Source organism: Aeromicrobium massiliense JC14, assembly GCF_000312105.1.
In the GTDB taxonomy this organism is placed as follows: domain Bacteria; phylum Actinomycetota; class Actinomycetes; order Propionibacteriales; family Nocardioidaceae; genus Aeromicrobium; species Aeromicrobium massiliense.
Genome location: NZ_HE978638.1, coordinates 300,638 through 322,470, shown reverse-complemented (window position 1 = coordinate 322,470; position 21,833 = coordinate 300,638). Strand labels below are relative to the sequence as shown.

23 protein-coding genes and 3 tRNA genes are annotated in these 21,833 nt (G+C 73.0%); 8 read left to right on the top strand and 18 right to left on the bottom strand.

Annotated features, from left to right (window positions below):
* Positions 1-17: 17 nt before the first annotated feature.
* The 4 genes from coaD to HGAM_RS14290 are packed head-to-tail and all read right to left on the bottom strand — an operon-like array spanning position 18 to position 4,782.
* On the bottom strand, positions 18-497 hold the full coding sequence (gene coaD / locus HGAM_RS14305; protein WP_019146184.1) for a pantetheine-phosphate adenylyltransferase: 480 nt from the start codon (positions 495-497) through the stop codon (positions 18-20).
* Position 498: 1 nt separating this feature from the next.
* The gene (gene rsmD / locus HGAM_RS14300) at positions 499-1,050 is read right to left on the bottom strand and encodes a 16S rRNA (guanine(966)-N(2))-methyltransferase RsmD (protein WP_019146183.1); all 552 of its coding nucleotides are present in this window, start codon (positions 1,048-1,050) and stop codon (positions 499-501) included.
* Positions 1,051-1,060: 10 nt separating this feature from the next.
* The gene (recG, locus tag HGAM_RS14295) at positions 1,061-3,190 is read right to left on the bottom strand and encodes an ATP-dependent DNA helicase RecG (protein ID WP_049798360.1); all 2,130 of its coding nucleotides are present in this window, start codon (positions 3,188-3,190) and stop codon (positions 1,061-1,063) included.
* Between the two features lie 2 nt (positions 3,191-3,192).
* Positions 3,193-4,782 (bottom strand): DAK2 domain-containing protein, encoded by a 1,590-nt coding sequence (locus tag HGAM_RS14290; RefSeq protein ID WP_019146181.1) that lies wholly within the window; start codon positions 4,780-4,782, stop codon positions 3,193-3,195.
* A 159-nt stretch (positions 4,783-4,941) separates the two neighbouring features.
* Between HGAM_RS14290 and rpmB the strand changes: the two genes are divergently transcribed.
* Both rpmB and HGAM_RS14280 read left to right on the top strand, forming a co-directional pair.
* Complete coding sequence (gene rpmB, locus HGAM_RS14285) at positions 4,942-5,127, top strand: 50S ribosomal protein L28 (protein ID WP_038951856.1); 186 nt, start codon at positions 4,942-4,944, stop codon at positions 5,125-5,127.
* A gap of 102 nt (positions 5,128-5,229) precedes the next feature.
* Complete coding sequence (locus HGAM_RS14280) at positions 5,230-6,024, top strand: M15 family metallopeptidase (protein ID WP_019146179.1); 795 nt, start codon at positions 5,230-5,232, stop codon at positions 6,022-6,024.
* 10 nt (positions 6,025-6,034) lie between these two features.
* Here the strand turns inward: HGAM_RS14280 and HGAM_RS14275 are convergent, their stop codons facing one another.
* Positions 6,035-6,979, bottom strand: coding sequence for a thiamine-phosphate kinase (locus HGAM_RS14275; protein ID WP_019146178.1), 945 nt, complete (start codon positions 6,977-6,979; stop codon positions 6,035-6,037).
* A 99-nt stretch (positions 6,980-7,078) separates the two neighbouring features.
* On the opposite strand from HGAM_RS14275, the gene HGAM_RS14270 reads away from it, so the two are divergent.
* Entirely contained in the window at positions 7,079-7,315 is a 237-nt protein-coding gene (locus HGAM_RS14270; RefSeq protein ID WP_019146177.1) for an Lrp/AsnC family transcriptional regulator, read from the top strand.
* Positions 7,316-7,317: 2 nt separating this feature from the next.
* Positions 7,318-7,764, top strand: a complete 447-nt coding sequence (locus tag HGAM_RS14265; RefSeq protein ID WP_245532136.1) for a DUF3515 domain-containing protein — start codon at positions 7,318-7,320, stop codon at positions 7,762-7,764.
* Positions 7,765-7,883: 119 nt separating this feature from the next.
* Here the strand turns inward: HGAM_RS14265 and HGAM_RS14260 are convergent, their stop codons facing one another.
* Positions 7,884-8,951, bottom strand: coding sequence for a D-alanine--D-alanine ligase family protein (locus HGAM_RS14260; protein WP_038951852.1), 1,068 nt, complete (start codon positions 8,949-8,951; stop codon positions 7,884-7,886).
* Between the two features lie 35 nt (positions 8,952-8,986).
* On the opposite strand from HGAM_RS14260, the gene HGAM_RS14255 reads away from it, so the two are divergent.
* Complete coding sequence (locus HGAM_RS14255) at positions 8,987-10,123, top strand: trans-sulfuration enzyme family protein (protein ID WP_038951851.1); 1,137 nt, start codon at positions 8,987-8,989, stop codon at positions 10,121-10,123.
* 1 nt (position 10,124) lies between these two features.
* On the opposite strand, the gene HGAM_RS14250 is transcribed toward HGAM_RS14255, so the two are convergent.
* Genes HGAM_RS14250 through leuC form a run of 4 tightly spaced genes read right to left on the bottom strand, consistent with a single transcriptional unit; the run spans position 10,125 to position 13,939 of the window.
* Positions 10,125-11,126, bottom strand: coding sequence for an NAD(P)H-dependent glycerol-3-phosphate dehydrogenase (locus tag HGAM_RS14250; protein WP_019146173.1), 1,002 nt, complete (start codon positions 11,124-11,126; stop codon positions 10,125-10,127).
* A complete protein-coding gene (locus HGAM_RS19530) occupies positions 11,126-11,863 on the bottom strand; it encodes a lysophospholipid acyltransferase family protein (RefSeq protein ID WP_019146172.1) in 738 nt (245 codons plus the stop codon). Before HGAM_RS19530 ends, HGAM_RS14250 begins: the two co-directional genes overlap by 1 nt.
* Before the next feature lie 54 nt (positions 11,864-11,917).
* Entirely contained in the window at positions 11,918-12,514 is a 597-nt protein-coding gene (gene leuD / locus HGAM_RS14240; RefSeq protein ID WP_019146171.1) for a 3-isopropylmalate dehydratase small subunit, read from the bottom strand.
* A 3-nt stretch (positions 12,515-12,517) separates the two neighbouring features.
* Positions 12,518-13,939 carry a 3-isopropylmalate dehydratase large subunit gene (gene leuC, locus HGAM_RS14235; protein ID WP_019146170.1) on the bottom strand — a complete coding sequence of 474 codons (1,422 nt, stop codon included), beginning with the start codon at positions 13,937-13,939 and terminating at the stop codon, positions 12,518-12,520.
* 82 nt (positions 13,940-14,021) lie between these two features.
* On the opposite strand from leuC, the gene HGAM_RS14230 reads away from it, so the two are divergent.
* Positions 14,022-14,744 carry an IclR family transcriptional regulator gene (locus HGAM_RS14230; RefSeq protein ID WP_038951850.1) on the top strand — a complete coding sequence of 241 codons (723 nt, stop codon included), beginning with the start codon at positions 14,022-14,024 and terminating at the stop codon, positions 14,742-14,744.
* Between the two features lie 4 nt (positions 14,745-14,748).
* Here the strand turns inward: HGAM_RS14230 and HGAM_RS14225 are convergent, their stop codons facing one another.
* The 3 genes from HGAM_RS14225 to HGAM_RS14215 all read right to left on the bottom strand — a co-directional run bounded on the left by HGAM_RS14225 (position 14,749) and on the right by HGAM_RS14215 (position 17,243).
* A complete protein-coding gene (locus tag HGAM_RS14225) occupies positions 14,749-15,261 on the bottom strand; it encodes a hypothetical protein (protein WP_038951848.1) in 513 nt (170 codons plus the stop codon).
* Between the two features lie 66 nt (positions 15,262-15,327).
* The gene (locus tag HGAM_RS14220; RefSeq protein WP_019146168.1) at positions 15,328-15,789 is read right to left on the bottom strand and encodes a methylated-DNA--[protein]-cysteine S-methyltransferase; all 462 of its coding nucleotides are present in this window, start codon (positions 15,787-15,789) and stop codon (positions 15,328-15,330) included.
* A complete protein-coding gene (locus HGAM_RS14215; protein WP_019146167.1) occupies positions 15,786-17,243 on the bottom strand; it encodes an AlkA N-terminal domain-containing protein in 1,458 nt (485 codons plus the stop codon). Before HGAM_RS14215 ends, HGAM_RS14220 begins: the two co-directional genes overlap by 4 nt.
* 118 nt (positions 17,244-17,361) lie before the next feature.
* Here HGAM_RS14215 and HGAM_RS14210 point away from each other — a divergent pair, with 118 nt between their 5' ends.
* A complete protein-coding gene (locus HGAM_RS14210) occupies positions 17,362-18,201 on the top strand; it encodes a hypothetical protein (protein WP_019146166.1) in 840 nt (279 codons plus the stop codon).
* Positions 18,198-18,908, top strand: coding sequence for a hypothetical protein (locus tag HGAM_RS14205; protein WP_019146165.1), 711 nt, complete (start codon positions 18,198-18,200; stop codon positions 18,906-18,908). The genes HGAM_RS14210 and HGAM_RS14205 overlap by 4 nt, the downstream gene beginning before the upstream one ends.
* A 71-nt stretch (positions 18,909-18,979) precedes the next feature.
* On the opposite strand, the gene HGAM_RS14200 is transcribed toward HGAM_RS14205, so the two are convergent.
* The 5 genes from HGAM_RS14200 to HGAM_RS14180 all read right to left on the bottom strand — a co-directional run bounded on the left by HGAM_RS14200 (position 18,980) and on the right by HGAM_RS14180 (position 21,776).
* Positions 18,980-19,055 (bottom strand) — tRNA-Glu (locus tag HGAM_RS14200).
* A 181-nt stretch (positions 19,056-19,236) separates the two neighbouring features.
* A tRNA-Glu gene (locus tag HGAM_RS14195) sits at positions 19,237-19,312 on the bottom strand.
* Positions 19,313-19,339: 27 nt separating this feature from the next.
* Positions 19,340-19,411 (bottom strand) — tRNA-Gln (locus tag HGAM_RS14190).
* A gap of 86 nt (positions 19,412-19,497) precedes the next feature.
* Complete coding sequence (gene gltX, locus HGAM_RS14185; RefSeq protein ID WP_019146164.1) at positions 19,498-21,000, bottom strand: glutamate--tRNA ligase; 1,503 nt, start codon at positions 20,998-21,000, stop codon at positions 19,498-19,500.
* A complete protein-coding gene (locus HGAM_RS14180; RefSeq protein WP_019146163.1) occupies positions 20,997-21,776 on the bottom strand; it encodes a fumarylacetoacetate hydrolase family protein in 780 nt (259 codons plus the stop codon). The genes gltX and HGAM_RS14180 overlap by 4 nt, the downstream gene beginning before the upstream one ends.
* Positions 21,777-21,833: the final 57 nt, after the last annotated feature.

Genomic DNA, 21,833 nt, shown 5'->3' with positions numbered 1-21,833 from the left:
CGCCACCGTCACGTCCGTCACGCTCCGGCGAACTTGGCGTGCAGCGCGTCCAGGACGTGCTCGGGCACGAGGCCGGAGACGTCGCCGCCGTGCTTCGCGACCTCCTTGACCAGGCTCGAGGCGAGGAAGGAGTACGCCGGGCTGGTCGGGATGAAGACGGTGTCGACGCTGGTGAGCTTGCCGTTCATCTGCGCCATCTGGAGCTCGTAGTCGAAGTCGGTGACCGCGCGCAGTCCCTTGACGATGGCGTCGATGCCGCGATCGGCGCAGAAGTCGACCAGCAGGCCCTTGAACGAGTCGACCCGGACGTTGTCGAGTCCCTGGGTCGCCTCGGTGAGCAGCTCGAGCCGCTCCTCGATGGTGAACAGGCCCCGCTTGGACTCGTTGACCAGGACGGCGACGACCACCTCGTCGAACAGGTGGGCCGAGCGCTCGATGATGTCCAGGTGCCCGTTGGTGACGGGGTCGAAGGACCCGGGGCAGACCACCGTCGTCATGTCAGCGACCGTACCAAAGCCGTGTCTCGCCGTACGTCTTGTCCCGGACGGCCTCGTACCCCTCGGGCCACGCGAAGGCGTCGCGGCTGGAGCGTTCGACGACGACGAGCGCGTCCTCGGCCAGCCAGCCGGGCGCGCGCAGGCCGGTGAGCAGGTCGGCGAGGGCCAGGTGCGGCAGGGCGTAGGGCGGGTCGAGCAGCACCAGGTCGTACGGCGCCGCCGGCGTGGTCGTCAGGAAGCGCTCGGCCGTGGTGCGGTGCACCTTCGCCCCGGGCGCGCCGACGGTGGCCGCGTTGCGCTGCACGACCGTCGCCGCGCGCGCGTCCTTCTCGACCAGGTCGACGGCGGCGGCGCCGCGGGACGCCGCCTCGAGGCCCAGGGCACCGGAGCCCGCGAACAGGTCCAGGACGCGCAGCCCGGCCAGGCCGCCGAGGGCGGACTCCAGCGACGAGAACAGCGACTCGCGGACGCGGTCGGTGGTGGGTCGCGTGGTGTCGCCCGGCAGCGTGGCCAGGCGACGGCCGCCGGCGACGCCGGCGATGATGCGGGTCAAGACGGGCCTCTCAGGTGCGTTCCATGTAGTCGGCGCGCTCGCTCTCGTCGAGCTCGCGCACCATCGTGCCGAGCGCCGGCTGGGCGGCCAGCGCCGGGTCGGCGTCGACGAGCGCCGTGGCCGCCTCGCGGGCGTCGGCGATGACGTCCTCGTGCTTGATGACCGAGAGCAGCCGCAGGCTCGAGCGGACGCCGGACTGCCGCGCGCCGAGCACGTCGCCCTCGCGGCGCAGCTCGACGTCCAGCCGGCTCAGCTCGAACCCGTCGGTGGTGGACGCGACGGCGTCCAGCCGCTCGCGGGCGGGGCTGCCCTCCTCGGACTCGGTGACCAGCAGGCACAGGCCCGCCTCGCTCCCCCGCCCGACCCGGCCGCGCAGCTGGTGCAGCTGGGAGATGCCGAAGCGGTCGGCGTCCATGACGACCATGACGGTGGCGTTGGGCACGTCGACGCCGACCTCGACGACCGTGGTCGCGACCAGCACGTCGAGGTCGCCGGCGGCGAAGGCGCTCATGACGGCGTCCTTGTCCTCGGGGGCCAGGCGCCCGTGCAGCATGCCCAGGCGCAGGCCGTGCAGCGCCCCGCCCTCGAGCTCCTCGTGCAGCTCGACCAGCGAGTGGCGGTCGTCCTCGGACGGCTCGGACTGGGCGTCGCCGATGCGCGAGACCACCACGTACGCCTGCCGGCCCTTGCCGACCTCCTCGCGCACTCGCTGCCAGGCCCGCTCCAGCCAGGCCGGACGCTCGAGGGCGGGCACGACGCTGGTCTGGATCGGCTGCCGGCCGGCGGGCAGCTCGTCGAGGGTGGACGTCTCGAGGTCGCCGAACACGGTCATCGCGAGCGTGCGCGGGATCGGCGTGGCGGTCATGACGAGCACGTGCGGGCGGACGTCGTAGCGGTCGACCAGGGCCGCACGCTGCTCGACGCCGAAGCGGTGCTGCTCGTCGATCACGAGCAGGCCGAGCTCGGCGAGCTGCACGTTCTCCTGCAGCACGGCGTGGGTGCCGACGACGATGCCGGCCGCGCCGGACGCCGCGTCGAGAAGCGCCTCCTTGCGGGCCTTGGCGCCCATCGACCCGGTCAGCAGCCGGACCCGGGTGGCCCCCTCGGCGCCGCCGAGCATCCCGCCGGCGGCGAGATCGCCGAGCATGCGGGTGAAGGAGCGGTGGTGCTGCGCGGCGAGCACCTCGGTGGGGGCGAGCAGCACGGCCTGTCCGCCGGCGTCCACGACCTGCAGCATCGCCAGCAGGGCCACGACCGTCTTGCCCGAGCCGACCTCGCCCTGCAGCAGCCGGTGCATCGGGTGGGTGCCGGACAGGTCGGCGGTCAGCTCGTCCAGCACGCGTTGCTGCCCGGCGGTGAGGCTGAACGGCAGACGCTCGAGGAACCGGTCGCGCAGCCCGCCGTCGCGCGGCGGGCGGGCGGCGGCCACGCCGTCGGCGAGGGCGCGCCGGCGCAGCGCGAACACGGTCTGCAGGACGAACGCCTCCTCGAACCGGAAGCGGCGCTGCGCGTCCTGCCAGGCGCGCTTCTCGCGGGGGCGGTGGATGCCCTCGTAGGCCGTGCACAGCTCGGGCAGATCGCGGGCGAGCCGGACGTCCTCGGGCAGCGGGTCGTCCAGGCCCTCCACGACGTCCAGGACGACCCGGATGGTGCGGCCGATCGCCCAGGACGAGATCTTCGCGCTGGCCGGGTAGATCGGGATGATGCCGCGCTCGACCGCGGAGTCCTCCTCGAACAGGTTGTGCATGGGGTGGGTGAGCTGCAGCTGGCCGCGGAACTCCCCCACCACGCCGGAGAACATGCCCACCATGCCGGCCTGCACCTGCTTGAGCAGGTACGGCTGCTGGAAGAAGGTCAGCGTCAGGCGTCCGGTGCCGTCGGTGATGACGACCTCGGTGCGGGTGCGGCGTCCCCCGGGACCGAACGAGTAGTTCTTGGCGCTGACGACCTCCGCGACGACCGTCGTGTGCTCGCCGACGACCAGGTCGGACAGCCGCGTGCGGTCGCCCAGGTCGACGTAGCGCCGTGGGTAGTGGCCGAGCAGGTCGCCGACGGTCTGCATGCCGAACGCGGCCTCGAGCTTCTTGGCGTCCTTGCCGCCCACCGCGGACGACAGCTTCGACGACGGGGTGACGGCCATGCTCACTCCACGCTCACGAACAGGGGGTAGTGCTCCTGACCGCCGTCGTAGACGACCGTGTCGACGTCGGGCCGGACGACGCGGACGTGCCGGCACAGCGCGTCGGCGAGGCCGTCGTGCGCGCCGGCCCCCACCACGAGGGTCAGCAGCTCGGCGCTGGGAGCGAGCAGCTGGTCGACGACGCTCCGGCCGATCGCCACGGGGTCGTCGCCGACGAGCGCGAAGTCGCCCTGGACGACGCCGAGGACGTCGCCGGCCTCGCACGGACCGGCCATGGTCATCGCGGCTTCGGCGGCGACGGTGAGGGCGCCGTGCTGGACGTGCGCGGCGGCGCTGGACATCGCCACGACATCGTCGTCGAACGGACGTCCGGGGTCGTGCACCGCGAGGGCGGCGAGCCCCTGCACCTGGGCGTGGGTGGGGATGATCGCGACCCGCACGCCGGCCTCGCGCGCCTCCCGGGCGGCGGCCTCGAACAGGGACACGTAGCGGACGTTGTTGGGCAGCACCACCACCTCGGCCGCCTCGCCGGACGTCATCGCCGCGCGCATCCGGTCGACGTCCAGCGGCTGCTCGCGGGTGAACGGCAGCACGACCGCGCCGCTGCTGGCGGCGAGCTCGCCCAGGCCGTCGCCGGTGGTGGCGGCCAGCACCATGCGTCCCTGACGCGCGGGCAGCGGCGTCCCGCGCTGGTCGGCGAAATGGGTGACCCGGACGCGGTAGGGCCGGCCGGCCGCGATGCCCGCCTCGATGGCGGCACCGACGTCGTCGACGTGGACGTGGACGTTCCACAGCCCGTCGCCCCCGACCACGACGAGCGAGTCGCCGAGCCCGTCGAGCGTCGTGCGCAGGGTCGTGACCGCGTCGTCGTCGGCCTGCAGCAGGTACATCACCTCGTAGGCCGGGCCGCCCTCGACGAGGTCGCCGGCCTGGGGCACGGGCAGCGGCGCGACGGCCGGGGACGTGCCCCGGTAGCGGCCGGTCATGACCTGCTCGGTGGTGTCGAGCACGACGACCAGCGCGCGCCCGCCGGAGTCGACGACCCCGGCGGCGGCGAGCCGGTCGAGCTGCTGCGGCGTACGGGCCAGCGCCTCACGCGCCTCGCGGGCGACCGTCGCGAACGTCTCGCGCACCCCCGTGCCCGCCGCAGCGGCGGCCGTCGCTCCCTCGGCCGCGGCGCGCGCCACGGACAGGATCGTGCCCTCGACCGGGCGGGCCACCGCGGCCCAGGCGGCGTCCGCGGCCAGCCCGAAGCAGCGCGCCACGTCGGCCGCCGACGGCTCGGGGTGACGGACGGCCTCGCGGAAGTACGCGCGCACGAGCTGGGACAGGATGACGCCGGAGTTGCCACGGGCGCCGGTGAGCAGCGCGTCGACGTGGGCGCGCACGCACACCTCGACCCGGGTGTCGCCCGGGAGCGCCTTGACCGCGTCGTCCGCGGCGACGAAGGTGAGGTAGGCGTTGGTGCCGGTGTCGCTGTCCGGCACCGGGAAGACGTTGAGCGCGTCGATCTCCGCCCGCGCCTCGCCCAGCGCCTCCACGCACGCCCGGCTCCAGCGTCGGAACGCGGCGGCGTCGAGGGTCACGGACATGCGCCCGAGGGTATCGGGCAGCCGGAGCCGGAGGGCGTCACGAGCGTCACGAGGGCCGATTGGATTCCCACGGTGGCCATCGGCTATCCTTGAGCGGTTGCCTGCGGCGAAGTCGCGGGCGATCCCCGATTCCAACGAGACTTTCCAGGAGTGGTCGCTGTGGCAGCGGTCTGTGATGTGTGCGGCAAGGGACCCGGCTTCGGCCACAACGTCTCGCACTCGCACCGGCGCACGAAGCGTCGTTTCGACCCCAACATCCAGCGCGTTCGCGCCATCGTGTCGGGCGCTCCCAAGCGTCTGAACGTGTGCACGTCGTGCCTGAAGGCGGGCAAGGTCACTCGCTGACCCCTCGGGCTCCGGCCCGACCGTACGACCGAGGCGATCTCGACTCCTGTCGAGGTCGCCTTCGTCGTGCCCGCTGACGGTGACCCGCTACGGTGGCTGGCCATGACGTCCCGCACCGCCCTGGCCGCCCTGCTCAGCGTCGCGCTGCTGGCCACCGCCTGCAGCGCCGGCGACGACGACCCGGCGCCGAGCGACACCCCGTCCTCGAGCGCGACGCCGTCACCGTCGGCGACGACCGAGACTCCCTCGCCCTCCCCCAGCCCGACTCCCAGCGCCACGCCGGCCGAGCCCACGTCGGCCGACCCGGTCGTCAGCCGCATCGGCGACGAGCAGTGGGCGCTCATGCGCAGCACCGGCAGCTGGCGCAGCGGCTGCCCGGCCGGCCGCGGCGACCTGCGCGTCCTGGAGGTCAACTACGTCGACTTCTCCGGCGACGTTCAGCGCGGACGCCTCGTCGCCAACCGGGACGTCATGAAGAGCCTCAGCCGCATCTTCGAGCGCCTGTTCACCTGGAAGTTCCCGATCGCCAGCATGAAGCCGGTCGAGGAGTTCGACGGCGACACGCTCGAGAGCCTCAAGGCCAACAACACCTCGGCCTACAACTGCCGCCGCCCCGACCAGATCAACGCGCCGCAGGACGAGTCCCCGCACGCCAACGGCCGCGCCATCGACATCAACCCGGACCTGAACCCGTGGATGGACCTGCGCTGCAAGTGCTGGTCGCCGCGCGCCAAGCACCACCCGCGTGTCGCCGCGCCCGGCAAGATCCTGAAGGACGACCGCGTCGTGCGACTGTTCGAGCGCGAGGGCTGGATCTGGCAGAACATCAAGGTCGCCGACTACATGCACTTCGACACCGGCTACCCGTCGCGCGCGTGGAGCAGCCCCCGCGACTGACCGACCCCGCTCAGGCGAAGTGCCGGTGGCCGGGCGAGCCCTCCCAGGGCTCCCCGGCCACCGTCACGCCGGCACCCTCCGCGACCGCGCCGATGCGAGTCCAGCCGGACGGCAGCTCGGCGCCCTCGGGGAACGTCGCGACGAGCGCGTAGTCGTCACCGCCGGTGAGGACGAGCGTGAGCGGCTCCAGCCCGAGCGCCTCCGCGACGGTCGCGACGGGCTCGGCCACGGGCAGCAGCGCCGGGTCCAGGTCGATGGCGACCTCGCTGGCCGTGGCCACGTGGCCCAGGTCGGCGAGCAGGCCGTCGCTGACGTCGACCATCGCGGTCGCCCCGGCGAGGGCGGCCTGCGGGCCGGCCGCGTAGGGCGGCGCGGGGACACGGTGCGACTCGACCGCGGCCCGCGGCGAGCGGAAGCCACGGCTCAGGGCGGCGAAGCCGGCCCCGGCCAGCCCGAGGTTGCCCGCGAACGCGACGACGTCGCCGGGACGCGCGCCGTCGCGGCGCACCGGCCGGGTCGCCTCGCCGATCGCCGTCACCGCGACCACGATCGCCTCGCTCGCCGTGACGTCACCGCCGACCAGGTGCGCACCGACGGACTTGCACTCGTCGACGACGCCGCGCGCCAGGTCGAGCGCCCACTGGGCGGGCAGGTCGCCCGGCACGCCGAGCCCCACCGTCAGCGCGTCCGCGACGCCGCCCATCGCGGCGATGTCGGACAGGTTGCAGGCGGCCGCCTTGCGGCCGACCTCGTAGGCGCTGGACCAGTCGCGCCGGAAGTGCCGGTCCTCGATCAGCAGGTCGGTCGAGACCAGGTACCCGCCGGTGCGCACCGCGACGTGGGCGGCGTCGTCACCGGGGCCGATCAGCACCTTGCCGCCGCCACCGGCGAGGGCCGTCACCTCCGCCACCAGGCCGAACTCCCCCAGCTGCTGCACCGTCGTCTGCGCGTCCATGGTCGTATTCTGGCCGACCGGCTCGCTGGAGCACGCATCCTGTAGCGTTTCGGAGGCGACGGATCCGTCGCCGCTCACCAGGCCGAGAGGGGCAGCGCCATGACCGTGCAGGCCTACATCCTGATCCAGACCGAGGTCGGCAAGTCCACCGAGGTCGCGCAGGCGATCGCCGAGATCGAGGGCGTCGTCCAGTCCGAGGACGTCACCGGACCGTACGACGTCATCGTGCGCGCCGAGGGCCAGAGCGTCGACGCGCTCGGCCAGATGGTCGTCTCCAAGGTCCAGTCCGTCCCGGGCATCACGCGCACGCTGACCTGCCCGATCGTCCGGTTCTGACGGTGCGCCGCGGCGTGCTCGCGGCCGCCGCCTCGCTGCTCGTCCTGGGCGGCTGCTCGGGCGGCCTGCAGGTCGACACGTACCCGACCGAGGACGGCACCGAGCTGGACTGCCGCAGCATGATCGCCGACACGCCGCAGGCCGTCGGCGGCCGCGCCGCCCGCCGGGTGGCCGACGACGTCGCCGCCGCCTGGGGCGACCCGCCGATCGTCCTGCGCTGCGGCGTCGAGGACCCCGCCGCGCTCACGCCCGCCTCGCGCTGCGACATGGTCGCGGACGTCGGCTGGTTCACCGAGGAGGTCGCCGGCGGGTTCCTGTTCACGACCATCGGACGCCGGTTCAACGTCAGCGTCGAGGTGCCCGACGACTACGCGCCCGAGGCGGACGTGCTCGTCGACGTGGCCGAGGTCGTGCAAAAGCACGTCCCGGTCGAGCAGCCCTGCGTCTGACCTGCTCGCACCTGCGCCGCGCGTCCTCGCTGAGCGTGACGTTCCGGGGGTCGAACCGGCTCGAGGAGCCCCGAATCGTCACACTCAGCGGGAGCGGGACCGACCCGCTCGGGTGAGGCTCAGCGCAGGCCGGTGGGACGCGCGAGGGCCAGCTGCAGCAGCCGGTCGACGAGGTCCGCGTAGGGCACGCCACTGGCTGCCCACAGGCCGGGGAACATCGAGAACGGCGTGAAGCCGGGCATCGTGTTGATCTCGTTGATGACCAGGCCGTCGTCGGTGAGGAAGAAGTCGACGCGGGCCAGGCCCTCGCAGCCCAGCGCCTCGAACGCCTGGACGCCGTAGGTGCGGATGCGCTCGGACAGCGTCTCGGGGACGTCGGCGGGGACGACATTGGTGCTCGTGCCGTCGAGGTACTTGGCGTCGAAGTCGTAGAACTCGTGCGAGGCGTCCTCGGCCACGACGATCTCGCCCACCACGCTGGCGACGGCCGTGCCGTCGGGCTGCTGGATGACGCCGACCTCGAGCTCGCGGCGGCCCCGGGCCGCGGCCTCGACGACCACCTTCGGGTCGAGCTCGGCGGCGGCGAGGACGGCGGGCTCGAGCTCGTCCCAGCTCGACACCTGCTGCACGCCCGAGCTGGAGCCGGCGCGCGCGGGCTTGACGAAGACCGGCAGACCGAGCGCGTGCACGCGGGCCTCGACCCGCTCACGGTCGGTCTTCCACGCCCCCGGCGCGATGGTCACGTACGGCAGCTGGGGCAGGCCGGCGGCCGAGAAGACGGTCTTGGTGAACGGCTTGTCCATCGCCACGGAGCTGGCCAGGACGCCGGAGCCGACGTAGCGGACGCCGGCCATCTCGAACAGGCCCTGCACCGTGCCGTCCTCGCCCCACGGGCCGTGCAGCAGCGGCAGCACGACGTCGAACGAGGCGACGTCGTCCCAGCTGAACGCGGGCAGGTCACCCCGCACCTCGGGCAGGCCGCCCTGCAGGTCGTCCCAGCGGGCGGTCTCCAGGACCCAGTCGCCGGAGCGGGTGATGCCGACCGGCACGACGTCGTAGCGCTCGGGGTCGATGACCGCGATGACCTCGCGGGCGGTGAGGCACGACACGCCGTGCTCGCTCGAGCGTCCGCCGAAGAGCACCGCGACGCGCGGACGGTCAGGGGTTCCCAGGGGCGAGACGTCCATGGGCAGCGACATTACCGTGCAGGCACAATGGGCTCATGCCCCGACACCCGCGCGCCCGCCAGGACTCGTCAGGACTCGATCTCTCCCCCAGCACCATCGCCGTGAGCAGCGGCCGGCCCGACCGGGTGCCCGGTGGGCCGCTGTCCGCACCCCTGACGATGGCCAGTGCCCTGCACCCCGGCGCGGAGTCGTCGTACGCCCGCCACGGCAGTCCGGCGTTCGAGGCGTTCGAGCAGGTCGTGGGCGACCTCGAGGGCGGCCAGGCGGTCGGCTTCTCCTCCGGCCAGGCGGCCACCACGGCGGTGCTCGACCTGGTGCCGCACGGCGGCGTCGTGGTCGCGTCCAAGGGTCCGTACAACGGAACGCTCGCGCTGCTCAAGGAGCGGGCGAAGCGCGGCGCCATCGAGCTGCGCCTGGTCAGCCACACGAGCACCGACAACATCGTCAAGGCCGCCGAGGACGCCGCCCTGCTGTGGCTGGAGTCCCCCACCAACCCGATGCTGCAGGTCGCGGACGTCGAGGCCATCGCCACGGCGGTATCGGCGAACGGCACGGCCGTCGCGGTCGACAACACCTTCGCCACGCCGCTGCGCCAGCGTCCGCTCGACCTCGGCGCCGACTTCGTCGTCCACTCGGCGTCCAAGCTGCTGTCGGGTCACACCGACCTCGTGCTCGGCGCCGTCGTGACCCGCGACCCGCGTGGCTACAAGGCCCTGGTCGGCCGGCGCACCCAGCACGGCGCCATCCCCGGTGCGATGGAGGCCTGGCTGGCCGTCCGCGGCATCCGCACCCTGGCCGTCCGGCTCGACCGGGCCGAGGCCAACGCCCAGCAGCTCGTGGAGCGGCTGAACGCCTCCGACCTAGTCGACAAGGTCCGCTACCCCGGCTTCGGGACGATCGTGTCCTTCGACGTCGCCGCCGGTGCGGACGTCGCCGAGGACGCCTGCTCGATCAGCGAGCTGGTCACGCACGCCACCAGCCTCGGTGGCGTCGAGAGCACCTGGGAGCGTCGCCGCCGGCACCCGGCCGAGCCGGGCACGACGCCGGACAACCTGGTGCGCCTGTCGGTCGGCATCGAGGACGTCGACGACCTGTGGGCCGACGTCGAGCATGCGCTGAAGGCGGCGACCCGACGGGCGGCGCGAGCGGCCGCCCGGGCGGCCAAGCAGTAGGTCAGTGACGCTCGTGCTTGGTCTCGCGGGCGATCATCTCGCGCACGAGGTCGGCGGGTGACAGCGTGCCGTCGACGAGGCGGGCGACCGCCTCGACGATCGGCATCTCCACGTCGTGCAGGCGCGCCAGCTCGGCGACCGACTGGCACGACTTGACGCCCTCGGCGACCTGACGCGTCTGCGCGGTCACCTGCTCCACGCTCATGCCCTGGCCGAGCTTCTCGCCGAAGGTCCGGTTGCGCGACAGCGGCGACGAGCACGTCGCCACCAGGTCGCCCAGGCCCGCCAAGCCGAGGAACGTCATCGGGTCGGCTCCCATGGCCGCCCCGAGGCGCGCCGTCTCGGCCAGTCCGCGCGTGATGACGGACGCCTTGGAGTTGTCGCCGTAGCCGAGCCCGACGCAGACGCCGACGGCCAGGCCGATGACGTTCTTCGTGGTGCCGCCCAGCTCGCAGCCCACGACGTCGGTGTTCGTGTACGGCCGGAACGACGGCGTGTGGCACAGCTTCTGCAGCCGCTCGGCGACGCCCAGGTCGGTGCACGCGATCACGGCGGCGGCCGGCTCGCGGTCGGCGATCTCGCGAGCGAGGTTCGGCCCAGTGAGCACGGCGATGCGGTCGGGCGTGGCGCCGGTGACGTCGGCGATGACCTCGCTCATGCGCTGGTGGGTGCCGAGCTCGACACCCTTCATGAGGCTCACCAGGATCGTGCCGTCGCCGCACAGCGGGCCCCACGACGTCAGGTTGGCCCGCAGCTGCTGCGACGGCACGGCCAGCACGACCACCTCGCGGTCGGCGAGTGCGACGGCCGGGTCGGTGGTCGCGGTGACCAGCTCAGGGAGCGCGATGCCCGGCAGGTACTCGGTGTTCTCGTGCCGCTCGTTGATCGCGCTGGCGACCTCCTCGCGGCGGGCCCAGACGCACACCTCGTTGCCGGCGTCGGCGAGCACGAGCGCGAACGCCGTGCCCCACGAGCCGGCTCCCATCACGGCGATCCTGGCCATCAGGCGCTCCTCCTGTGCTGGTCGCCCACCGTGTGGGCGTCGATCGGTGGACGGGTCGGGCGCTCGCCCCGGAGCTCGGCCAGCAGGTCGGTGATGGCGGCCATCATCCGCTGCGTGCCCTCGCGCAGGACGGACTCCTCGAGCGGGCGTCCGGCCAGGTCGGACAGGTCGACCGGCGGGCCGACCAGCACGCGGTAGGTGCGGCGCGGGAAGAAGTGCGGCCGCTTCGTGTACGGCCACAGGATGTCCTGCGGACCCCACTGGGCGACCGGCACGAGCGGGGCGCCCGTGCGCAGCGCCACGCGGACGGCCCCGGTGTGCCCGGTCATCGGCCACAGGTCGGGGTCGCGGGTGATGGTGCCCTCGGGGTAGAAGCTGACCACCCAGCCACGCTCGACCGCGTCGACGGCGGCGTCGAAGGCGTCGCGGGCGCGGTCGGTGCGGCGGTAGACCGGGATCTGCTCGGCGCTGCCGACCACGCGACCGACCAGGGGCTTGACCCGGAACAGCCCCTCCTTGGCCAGGAAGTGCGGCGTGATGCCGTGGTCGAGCATCCAGTGCGACAGCATGATCGGGTCCAGGTGGGACACGTGGTTCGCGGCCAGCACGAAGCCGCCGTCGGCCGGCAGCCGCTCGGCCCCGCGCCAGTCGCGCTTGGTCAGCACCATGAGCGGCCGGCGCAGCAGCAGCTTCACCAGGCGCACGGTCGTCGAGATGCGGGCCCGGGCGTGCGTCATGGGGGCGAGCCTACGGCGCGACGGGGCCGCGCCGCACCCAGGCCCGACGCGGGCTCAGCGGGCCGGGAGCGTCGCCGGCTTGAACGCCGGACGACGCGACTCGTAGGCGCTGATGTCCTCGTCGTGCGACAGCGTGATCGCCACGTCGTCGAGGCCCTCGAGCAGCCGCCAGCGCGTGTAGTCGTCGATGTGGAACGGGGCCTCGAGGTCGCCGGCCCGGACGGTGCGCGACTCCAGGTCGACCGTGACGCTCGCGCCCGGGTCGGCCTCCAGGTACGCCCACAGCTGCTCCACGACGTCCTCGTCGACCTGGGCGGCCAGCAGGCCGGCCTTGCCCGAGTTGCCCCGGAAGATGTCGGCGAAGCGCGGCGAGATGACCGCCTTGAAGCCGTAGTCCATGAGCGCCCAGACGGCGTGCTCGCGCGACGACCCGGTGCCGAAGTCGGGGCCGGCGACGAGCACGGTCGCGTCCTTGTAGGCGTCCTGGTTGAGCACGAACGACTCGTCGTTGCGCCAGGCCGAGAACAGGCCGTCCTCGAACCCGGTGCGGGTCACCCGCTTGAGGTAGACCGCCGGGATGATCTGGTCGGTGTCGACGTTGCTGCGGCGCAGCGGGGCGCCGACACCGGTGTGCGCGGTGAACTTCTCCATGGCTCAGGCTCCTGCCTTCGTCAGCTGCTGCAGGTCGGTGGGCGAGGCGAGGTGCCCCAGCACACCGGTGGCGACGGCCACCTCGGGCGACACCAGGTGGGTGCGGCCGCCCTTGCCCTGACGGCCCTCGAAGTTGCGGTTGGACGTGGAGGCGCTGCGCTCCCCCGGGGTCAGCTGGTCGGGGTTCATGCCCAGGCACATCGAGCAGCCCGCGCCGCGCCACTCGGCACCGGCGTCCTTGAACACGACGTCCAGGCCCTCCTGCTCGGCCTGCAGGCGCACCCGCACCGACCCGGGCACGACGAGCACGCGGGTGCCCTCGGCGACCTTGTGGCCCTCGATGAGGCCGGCCGCGGTGCGCAGGTCCTCGATGCGGCCGTTGGTGCACGAGCCGATGAAGACGGTGTCGACGGCGATGTCGCGCATCGGCGTGCCGGCGGTCAGGCCCATGTACTCCAGCGCCCGCTCGGCGGCGACGCGCTCGTTCGGATCCTCGAACGAGGCCGGGTCGGGGACGTCGCCGGACAGCGCCACGCCCTGGCCCGGGTTGGTGCCCCAGGTGACGAACGGCGTGATGGTGCTGGCGTCGATCGTCACGACCTTGTCGAACACCGCGTCGTCGTCGGTGACCAGGCTGCGCCAGTACGCGACGGCGGCGTCCCAGTCCTCGCCCTGCGGGGCGTGCGGACGTCCCTGCAGGTAGTCGAACGTCGTGTCGTCCGGCGCGATGAGGCCGGCCTTGGCGCCCCACTCGATGGACATGTTGCAGATGGTCATCCGCGCCTCCATCGACAGCTTGCGGATGGCCTCGCCGCGGTACTCCACGATGTAGCCCTGGCCGCCGCCGGTGGTCTCCTGCGTGATGAGCGCCAGGATGAGGTCCTTGGCGGTCGAGCCCTCGGGCAGGTCGCCCACGACCTCGACGGCCATCATCTTCGGCTTGGCCTGCGACAGCGACTGCGTGGCCAGCACGTGCTCGACCTCGGACGTGCCGATGCCGAAGGCGATCGAGCCGAAGGCGCCGTGGGTGGACGTGTGCGAGTCGCCGCAGACGATCGTCATGCCCGGCTGGGTCAGGCCCAGCTGCGGGCCGACGACGTGGACGATGCCCTGGTCGATGTCGCCCATCGGGTGCAGCCGGACGCCGAACTCCTCGGCGTTGCGGCGCAGCGTCTCGACCTGGGTGCGCGACACCAGGTCGGCGATCGGCTTGTCGAGGTCGGTCGTGGGGATGTTGTGGTCCTCGGTGGCCAGCGTCAGGTCCGGCCGGCGGACGGGGCGGCCGGAGAGGCGGAGCCCGTCGAACGCCTGGGGGCTGGTGACCTCGTGGATGAGGTGCAGGTCGATGTAGAGCAGGTCCGGCTCTCCGTCGGCGCTGCGGACGACGTGGTCGTCCCAGATCTTCTCAGCAAGCGTCTTGCCCATGTCTGGCTCCTCGGCTGGTGGTTCGTCGGTCCTGAGTCGTGTCGCACTTGCGTCTCACAATGCGATACGGCAGTATCAAGACATGGACAACTCTAGCGGAGTCGGCGTTCTGGACAAAGCCGCACTCGTCCTGGCCGCTCTCGAGCCCGGACCGCAGACCCTCGCCGGACTCGTGGCGGGCACCGGCCTGGCCCGGCCGACCGCGCATCGCCTGGCCGTGGCGCTCGAGCACCACCGGCTCGTGGCGCGCGACATGCAGGGCCGCTTCATCCTCGGCCCGCGCCTGGGCGAGCTGGCCGCCGCCGCCGGCGAGGACCGTCTGCTGGCCGCCGCCGGCCCGGTGCTCGCGCGGCTGCGCGACATCACCGGCGAGTCGGCGCAGCTGTACCGGCGCCAGGGCGACGCCCGCGTGTGCGTGGCGTCGGCCGATCGTCCCACGGGCCTGCGCGACTCGATCCCGGTCGGGTCGCAGCTGACCATGTCCGCGGGATCCGCGGCCCAGGTGCTGCTGGCCTGGGAGGACCCCGAGCGCATGAACAAGGGCCTGGTGAAGGCGACGTTCTCGGCCGCCGAGCTGTCGGCCGTCCGGCGTCGCGGCTGGGCGCAGAGCGTCGGCGAGCGCGAGGCCGGCGTCGGCTCGGTCTCGGCGCCGGTCCGCTCCCCCTCCGGCAAGGTCGTCGCGGCCGTGTCGGTGTCGGGCCCGCTCGAGCGCCTGACCCGTCAGCCCGGACGCATGCACGCCCCGGCGGTCGTCGCCGCCGCCGAGCGGCTCTCACAGTCGCTGCGGCGGTCGAACGAGGGCTAGCGGACTATCGCGTGCCCAGCGCGAGCAGCAGCTGCTCGCGCGGCATGCGGGAGTAGCCGGGCACGCCCTGCGCCCGGGCCTCGGCCCGCAGCCGGGTGAGGCTCCAGGTCGCGTACGGCTCGTCGGCCGGCACCATGACGGCGGGCTCCAGCACCCGGGCCGCGAGCGGCTGGTCGTCGACGACCGGGGCGTCCGGCGCGGCCTCCTCCGGCAGGTCGGGCACCGGCGCGAGCGGCGTCTCGGCGTGCTCGGTGACCGTGGCGAGCGCCTTCTTGGCCTTCTTCTGCGCCTTGCGCGCCTGCTTCTCCGCCTTGGCGGCCACCTCGAGCGCCCGGCGGGCGGCCTCGCGCGACTCCGCCGACCGGCGCTTGTGCTCCTTGGCCTTCGCCTTCCAGCGGTCCGCGTCGTCCGCGGACTCCTGCGCGGCGGCCTTCAGCGCCTTGACCTTCTGGCGGTAGCTGTCGACCTTGGCCTCCAGCTCGGCGATCTCGCGCCGAGCCGTGTCCTTCTTGCCCATGGGGAACCTCCTGCGTCGAGCCTGCCGTACCCAGGTGAACGCGCGGCGAACGCGGTGGTGCCCGGCTCAGAACAGGCCGGGCTGCTCCAGGGCCAGCAGCGTCCGCTTGCGCTCCAGGCCGCCCGCGTAGCCGGTGAGCGTCCCGTCCGCTCCGATGACCCGGTGGCACGGCACGACGATGGGGATCGGGTTGCGCCCGTTGGCCGCCCCGACCGCCCGCGACACGACCGGCTCGTAGCCCAGTCGCCGGGCGATCTCGCCGTAGCTGGCCGTCTCGCCGAACGGGATGCGGCGCAGCTCGCCCCAGACCTTCTGCTGCCAGGCGGTGCCCTCGCTGGCCAGCGGCAGGTCGAAGTCGCGCCGCTCGCCGGCGAAGTACTCGGCGAGCTGGCGCTCGGCGTCGTCGAGCACCGGGTCGGCGACAACTGAGCCGCGCGGCTCGGCGTCGAACTCGATGGCCGCCAGCAGTCCGGCGCGGGCGTGCAGGCGCAGGCCGCCGATCGGCGAGTCGATCCAGCGTGTGGTCATGGTCGGTTCCTCTCGGGGACGGGCGAGGCCGCGGCCCGCCACAGGTGCATGCCGGCGTACGAGCGCCAGGGGCGCCACCGGTCGGTGTCGGCGGAGACCAGCGCGCGGCGCTCCAGCTCGCGGCGCAGCACCAGGTCGGTGGTCAGCAGGACGTCGGGGTGGGACAGACCGCGCATCAGCACGTAGTCGGCGGTCCAGGGTCCCACGCCCGGCAGCGCCAGCAGCGCGGCGCGCGCCTCGTCACGGTCGGCGCCGGGGTCGAGCGCGAGGTCGCCGGCGTCCACGGCCTGCCCGAGCGCCGCCAGGGCCCGGGCGCGGGATCGTGGCATCGCCAGCGACTCGGTCGGCACCTTGGCCACGACGTCCGGCGACGGGAAGGCGCGGTCGAGCCCGTGCCGGCGGGCGAGCGGCAGGTCGACCGGCTCGCCGTGGGCGGCGACCAGGCGGCCCAGGACGGTCGCGGCGCCGGCGAGCGAGACCTGCTGGCCCACGATCGTCCGGGCGGCGGTCTCGAACCCGTCCATGGAGCCGGGCACCCGCAGGCCCGGCTCGGCGGCCACGTGGGGCGCTAGTTCGGGGTCGGCGCCCAGCACCTCGTCGATCGCGAGCGGGTCGGCGTCCAGGTCGAGCAGGCGGCGGGCGCGTCCGACGGCCACCGCGGTGTCGCGCAGGTCGTCGAGCTCGAGGTCGCAGCGGACGTGGTCGTCGTGCAGCGTCAGGGCCACGACGGCGTGGCCGTGCGGGAGACGCACGGTGCGCACGTACGTGCGGCCGTCGACCGTCTCCATGCCCGGCACCAGGTGGTCGGCGAGGAACTCGAGCATCGCGTCGGCGGCGAACGGCTGCCGGACGGCCAGGCGCAACGAGAGGGTGCCGGCCGCAGCGGGCGCACGCCCTCCGCGGGTGCGCAGCTCGCGCGGCGTCATGCCGTAGGCGGCCCGGACCGAGTCGTTGAACTGGCGGACCGACGAGAAGCCGGCCGCGAACGCCACGTCGGCCATCGCCATCGCGGTGGTCTCGATGAGCAGCCGGGCCGTCTGCGCCCGGTTGCTGCGGGCGAGTGCAAGCGGGCCGGCGCCCAGCTCGTCAGTGAGCAGCCGGGTGAGGTGGCGGGTGCTGTACCCGAGCCGCACGGCCAGTCCCCCGACGCCCTCGCGCTCGACGACGCCGTCGCCGATCAGCCGCATCGCGCGCCCCACCACATCCGCCCGGACGTCCCACTCCGGGGAGCCGGGCACGGTGTCGGGCCGGCAGCGGCGGCAGGCGCGGTAGCCGGCGTCCTGCGCCGCGGCGGCGGTGACGTAGAACTCCACGTTCTGGATGCGTGGGGTGACCGCCGGGCACGACGGCCGGCAGTAGACGCCGGTCGTGCGCACCGCGGTGAAGAACATGCCGTCGAAGCGCGCGTCGCGGGCGGCGACGGCGCGGTGGCGCTGCTCGTGGAGGTCGGTCACGCGTCCATCATGACGCGTCTCCCCCACTCGTTCTGGCGGGATTCGGACGCGGACGTGGCGAGGGTGGGAATGCTCGATCCGTCCGTCTCCGCGCTGCGGATGCGGCACAATGCGGTCCGTGCCCCACGTGCTGGACCTCGCGTCCCGGAGCTTCTGGCAGGTCACCGGCCGCCGGGTCGACCTCGACGGTGACCAGCAGTGGCTGGACGCGCCGGTCAGCTCGTCGGCCCGGGTGAGCACGGCGTGGATCGAGGCCGAGGCGGCGCGGCACGGAGGCACGCTCGGCGCACCGGACCCCGACGCCGGGCTGCTGCCGTCCATGTCCGTCCTGGACGGCCCGGGATTCGCCGCGGAGCACCTCCACCCGCTCGTGCGCGACTTCTACGAGCACACCGCGTCGTGGCGGATGGACGTGTGGTCGGGCTGGTCACCACTGTTCTGGCCGCTCGGCGAGGTGGTCGCGCGGTGGTGGGGCCGCCGGGTCGAGCAGCTCGCCCTGCCCATGCGTCCGCTGGACGTCGCGCACGGCATGGACAGCGACGTCACGCCGGTACGGGACCACGACGGCGTCCAGGTCGCATCCGCGTGGACCCGGACTCTGCGTGAGAGCGGGCGGACGGTCTTCAGCGGCGCCTACTCCGCACGCCGGCTGCCGGGCGCCACGCGACCGAGCGTCCACGTTGCGTTCCCGCTCGAGTCGGGCAACCTGCAGGTCTTCCTCCGCCCGTCGGTCACGGCTGGCGGCGGGCTGCTCCTGGAGTCGCCTCGCGGAGGCTTCGGGGAGGACGGAGCCTACGTCGTCGTCCGCGGCGCCCGCGCGCACGCGGCACGGGTCCCGCTCCACGAGACGTTCCACGTCCACGTCGATCCCCACGGAGTGCTGCGCACGGACCACGAGCTGCGCGTCTGGGGAGCGTCGGCCCTGCGACTGCACTACCGGCTCGAGCGGGCGTCGTGACCGTCCACAGCTTCCACCTCGCCGAGGTCGCTCGACTGACCGGCACCAGGACGCTGCTGAGCCCGCCGACGCCCGCCGCCGTGCCGGGGCTCGACCACCTCGAGTGCCTCTCGCTCATGCGGCTCGGGGCGCCGGTGGTGTCACCTGACCGGCTCCAGCTGCGAAGACTGGCCGTCTTCGCGCAGTGGCAGGACGACGCGGCCCTCGATCGGTTCCTGGTCCGCGACCCGCTGGGAAGGTCCCTCGCCGCCGGATGGCACGTACGGATGGAGTACCTGCGCCGCTGGTCGAGCATCACCGCGTTCCCGGGGCTGCCGGTTCGAGCGGGGGCCTGGGACCAGGACGAGCCGGTCGTGGCCGTCACGCTCGCTCGGATGCGGATGCCGGAGATCCCCCGCTTCCTGCACCACGGCCGGCCCGTGGAACGCCTCGTGCGCGACCACCCCGGCGTGAGCCTCGCCGTCGCCGGGTTCCGGCCCCCACGCACCATCTCGACCTTCTCGATCTGGCACAGCACGCGCCAGATGGTGGAGATGGTCCACGGTCGCTCCAGCGTGTCCGATCCCTCGCGGCACGCAGCGGCCATGCGCGAGCGCGAGCGCAGGGACTTCCACCACGAGTTCGCGACCTTCCGGTTCCGGCCACTGTCGGAGCACGGCTCCTGGGAGGGTCGCACGGGTCTCGTCCCGGGCTCGCGCGCCGTCTAGCCGCCGCGGGGCCAGGCGTTGCACCCTAGGAATGGCGCAGGCCCCCGAGCGATGCTCGGGGGCCTTCCACGTGGTAGCCCCGACGGGATTCGAACCCGCGCTACCGCCTTGAGAGGGCGACGTGCTAGGCCGCTACACAACGGGGCCACGTGCGCGGCTCGGGCACCGGAGCGCCTGAACCGAAGAGAACTTTACCAGCGCCGTCGGGTGACTTCGAGCCGGGGTCCGGTGACGTTCGTCGCTCGCCGGACACCGCCGAGCAGCGAGCCGTCCATCGAGGCCGAGCACGACGAAGGCCCCCGAGCGATGCTCGGGGGCCTTGCGTTCCTGGTAGCCCCGACGGGATTCGAACCCGCGCTACCGCCTTGAGAGGGCGACGTGCTAGGCCGCTACACAACGGGGCCAGGAGACGAGAACCGGGGTTCTCGAAGCTGGGGTACTAGGACTCGAACCTAGAACAACTGAACCAGAATCAGCCGTGTTGCCAATTACACCATACCCCACCGGTGCCGTGGACTCGCGTCCCCGAACCGAGAGACAACGTTACCCGACGACCCCCGGACGTCCCAAACCGGGGGTCGTCCCGCGCTCAGCCGAGGGCTGCGTCGAGGCGGGCCAGCGTGCGGCGCTTCTCGAGCAGCTCCAGCGACTCGAACAGCGGCGGCGAGATGCGGCTGCCCGTCGTGGCCACGCGCACGGGCCCGAAGGCGACGCGCGGCTTGAGCCCGAGCTCGTCGATCAGACGCGCGCGCAGGGCACCCTCGATCGTCGCGGTCGACCAGACGGGCAGGTCGGCCAGCGCCTCGCGAGCGGCCCGGACGACGTCCAGGCCCTTCTCGTCGAGCTGCTTGGCCCGGTCGGCCTCGTCGACGGTGAACTCGTCGTCCGAGACGAACAGGAAGCGCAGCATCGCGACGCCCTCGCTGAGCAGCGCCATGCGCTCGTGGACGAGCGGGGCGGCCGCGGTCAGCAGCCCGACCTGGAACTCGGTCGGCGGGTCCGCCACCAGCCCCTCGGCCTGGAACAGCGGGACGAGCCGGTCGACCAGCTCGGCCGGCTGGAGCAGCCGCACGTGGGAGCCGTTGATGGCGGTGCACTTGTCGAGGTCGAAACGGGCCGGGTTCGGGTTGACCCGGCCGACCTCGAACGCCTCGACCATCTCGGCCAGGCTGAACACGTCGCGCTCGGCGTCCAACGACCAGCCGAGCAGCGCCAGGTAGTTGAGCAGCCCCTCGGGCAGGAAGCCCTGGTCGCGGTAGCCGAGCAGGTTCGACTCGGGGTCGCGCTTGGACAGCTTCCGGTTGCCCGAGCCCATCACGTACGGCAGGTGGCCGAAGGCCGGCACGAAGCCCTGGCCGACGCCGATCTGCGCGAACGCCTCGTAGAGCGCGATCTGGCGCGGCGTCGAGCTGAGCAGGTCCTCGCCGCGCAGCACGTGGGTGACGCCCATGAGCGCGTCGTCGGTCGGGTTGGTCAGCGTGTACAGCGGCTGGCCGTTGGCGCGGACGATGACGAAGTCCTGGACGTCGGCCTCGCCGAACGTGATCGGGCCGCGCACGAGGTCGTCGAACGTGTAGTCGCGGCGCGGCATCTTGAACCGGATGACCGGCTCGCGGCCCTCGGCCTCGAACGCGGCGCGCTGCTCGTCGGTCAGGTCGCGGTGCAGGCCGTCGTAGCCGCTGGGACGTCCCTCGGCGCGCGCCTTCTCGCGACGCTCCTCGAGCTCCTCGGCGGTGTCGTACGCCTTGTAGGCCAGGCCCGCGTCGAGCAGCCGCTGCGTGACGTCGGCGTAGATGCCCATGCGCTCGGACTGGCGGTACGGGCCGTTCGGGCCGCCGACGACCGGGCCCTCGTCCCAGTCCAGGCCCAGCCAGCGCATGACGTCCAGCAGCAGGTCGTAGGACTCCTGGGAGTCGCGGCTGGCGTCGGTGTCCTCGATGCGGAAGACGAACTTCCCGCCGTGGTGCCGGGTGAACGCCCAGCTGAACAGCGCGGTGCGGGCCATGCCGACGTGCGGGTTGCCGGTCGGCGACGGGCAGAAGCGTCCGACGACGGGACGGTCGCCGGGGCCGGGAACGGTCGAGTAGGTCACGAGGCATCCACCACCGGGTTCGTGAGGGTGCCGAGACCCTCGATCGTGATGCTGACCGAGTCGCCCGGCACCACCCGGCCGACGCCCGCGGGCGTCCCGGTGAGCAGCAGGTCGCCCGGCAGCAGGGTCATGAAGGACGAGACGTACGCGATCAGGTCGGGCACCTTGTGCACCATGTCGGACGTGCGGCCGTCCTGCTTGGTCTCGCCGTTGACCGTCGTCGTCACGCGCAGGTCGGCCGGGTCGAGGTTGGTCTCGATCCACGGGCCGATCGGGCAGAACGTGTCGAACCCCTTGGCCCGGGCCCACTGGCCGTCGCTCTTCTGCAGGTCGCGCGCGGTGACGTCGTTGGCCACGGTGTAGCCGAAGATCACCTTGCTCGCGTCGGCCGCCGGCACGTCCTTGCAGATGCGGCCGATGACGACGGCGAGCTCGCCCTCGAAGTGGACGTTCGAGCTCTGCTCGGGGTGGAAGATCGGCTCGCCCGGGCCGATCACGCTGGTGTTCGGCTTCAGGAACACGAGCGGCGTCTCGGGGACGTCGTTGCCCAGCTCGGCGGCGTGGTCGGCGAAGTTGCGCCCGATGCCCACCACCTTGCTGCGCGGGATGACCGGGGCCAGCAGGCGGACGTCCTCGACCTTCACCTTCTGCCCGGTCAGCTCGAACCCCGCGTAGAGCGGGTCTCCCTTGAGGACGGCGATCGTGGGGACGCCGTCCTCCTCTCCGACTACTCCGAATCGGGGATCGTCGTCCCCGGCAAACCTGGCGATACGCACGTCCGTCAGCCTATCGGCCGCACGCGGCGGCGCCCGCCCCGGCGTTTGCCCGGTGGC

Coding starts and splice junctions, on each gene's coding strand:
- coaD (WP_019146184.1), bottom strand. CDS start 497: ATGACGACGGTGGTCTGCCCCGGGTCCTTCGACCCCGTCACCAACGGG.
- recG (WP_049798360.1), bottom strand. CDS start 3,190: ATGGCCGTCACCCCGTCGTCGAAGCTGTCGTCCGCGGTGGGCGGCAAG.
- HGAM_RS14290 (WP_019146181.1), bottom strand. CDS start 4,782: ATGTCCGTGACCCTCGACGCCGCCGCGTTCCGACGCTGGAGCCGGGCG.
- HGAM_RS14280 (WP_019146179.1), top strand. CDS start 5,230: ATGACGTCCCGCACCGCCCTGGCCGCCCTGCTCAGCGTCGCGCTGCTG.
- HGAM_RS14275 (WP_019146178.1), bottom strand. CDS start 6,979: ATGGACGCGCAGACGACGGTGCAGCAGCTGGGGGAGTTCGGCCTGGTG.
- HGAM_RS14270 (WP_019146177.1), top strand. CDS start 7,079: ATGACCGTGCAGGCCTACATCCTGATCCAGACCGAGGTCGGCAAGTCC.
- HGAM_RS14260 (WP_038951852.1), bottom strand. CDS start 8,951: ATGGACGTCTCGCCCCTGGGAACCCCTGACCGTCCGCGCGTCGCGGTG.
- HGAM_RS14255 (WP_038951851.1), top strand. CDS start 8,987: ATGCCCCGACACCCGCGCGCCCGCCAGGACTCGTCAGGACTCGATCTC.
- HGAM_RS14250 (WP_019146173.1), bottom strand. CDS start 11,126: ATGGCCAGGATCGCCGTGATGGGAGCCGGCTCGTGGGGCACGGCGTTC.
- HGAM_RS19530 (WP_019146172.1), bottom strand. CDS start 11,863: ATGACGCACGCCCGGGCCCGCATCTCGACGACCGTGCGCCTGGTGAAG.
- leuD (WP_019146171.1), bottom strand. CDS start 12,514: ATGGAGAAGTTCACCGCGCACACCGGTGTCGGCGCCCCGCTGCGCCGC.
- leuC (WP_019146170.1), bottom strand. CDS start 13,939: ATGGGCAAGACGCTTGCTGAGAAGATCTGGGACGACCACGTCGTCCGC.
- HGAM_RS14230 (WP_038951850.1), top strand. CDS start 14,022: ATGGACAACTCTAGCGGAGTCGGCGTTCTGGACAAAGCCGCACTCGTC.
- HGAM_RS14225 (WP_038951848.1), bottom strand. CDS start 15,261: ATGGGCAAGAAGGACACGGCTCGGCGCGAGATCGCCGAGCTGGAGGCC.
- HGAM_RS14220 (WP_019146168.1), bottom strand. CDS start 15,789: ATGACCACACGCTGGATCGACTCGCCGATCGGCGGCCTGCGCCTGCAC.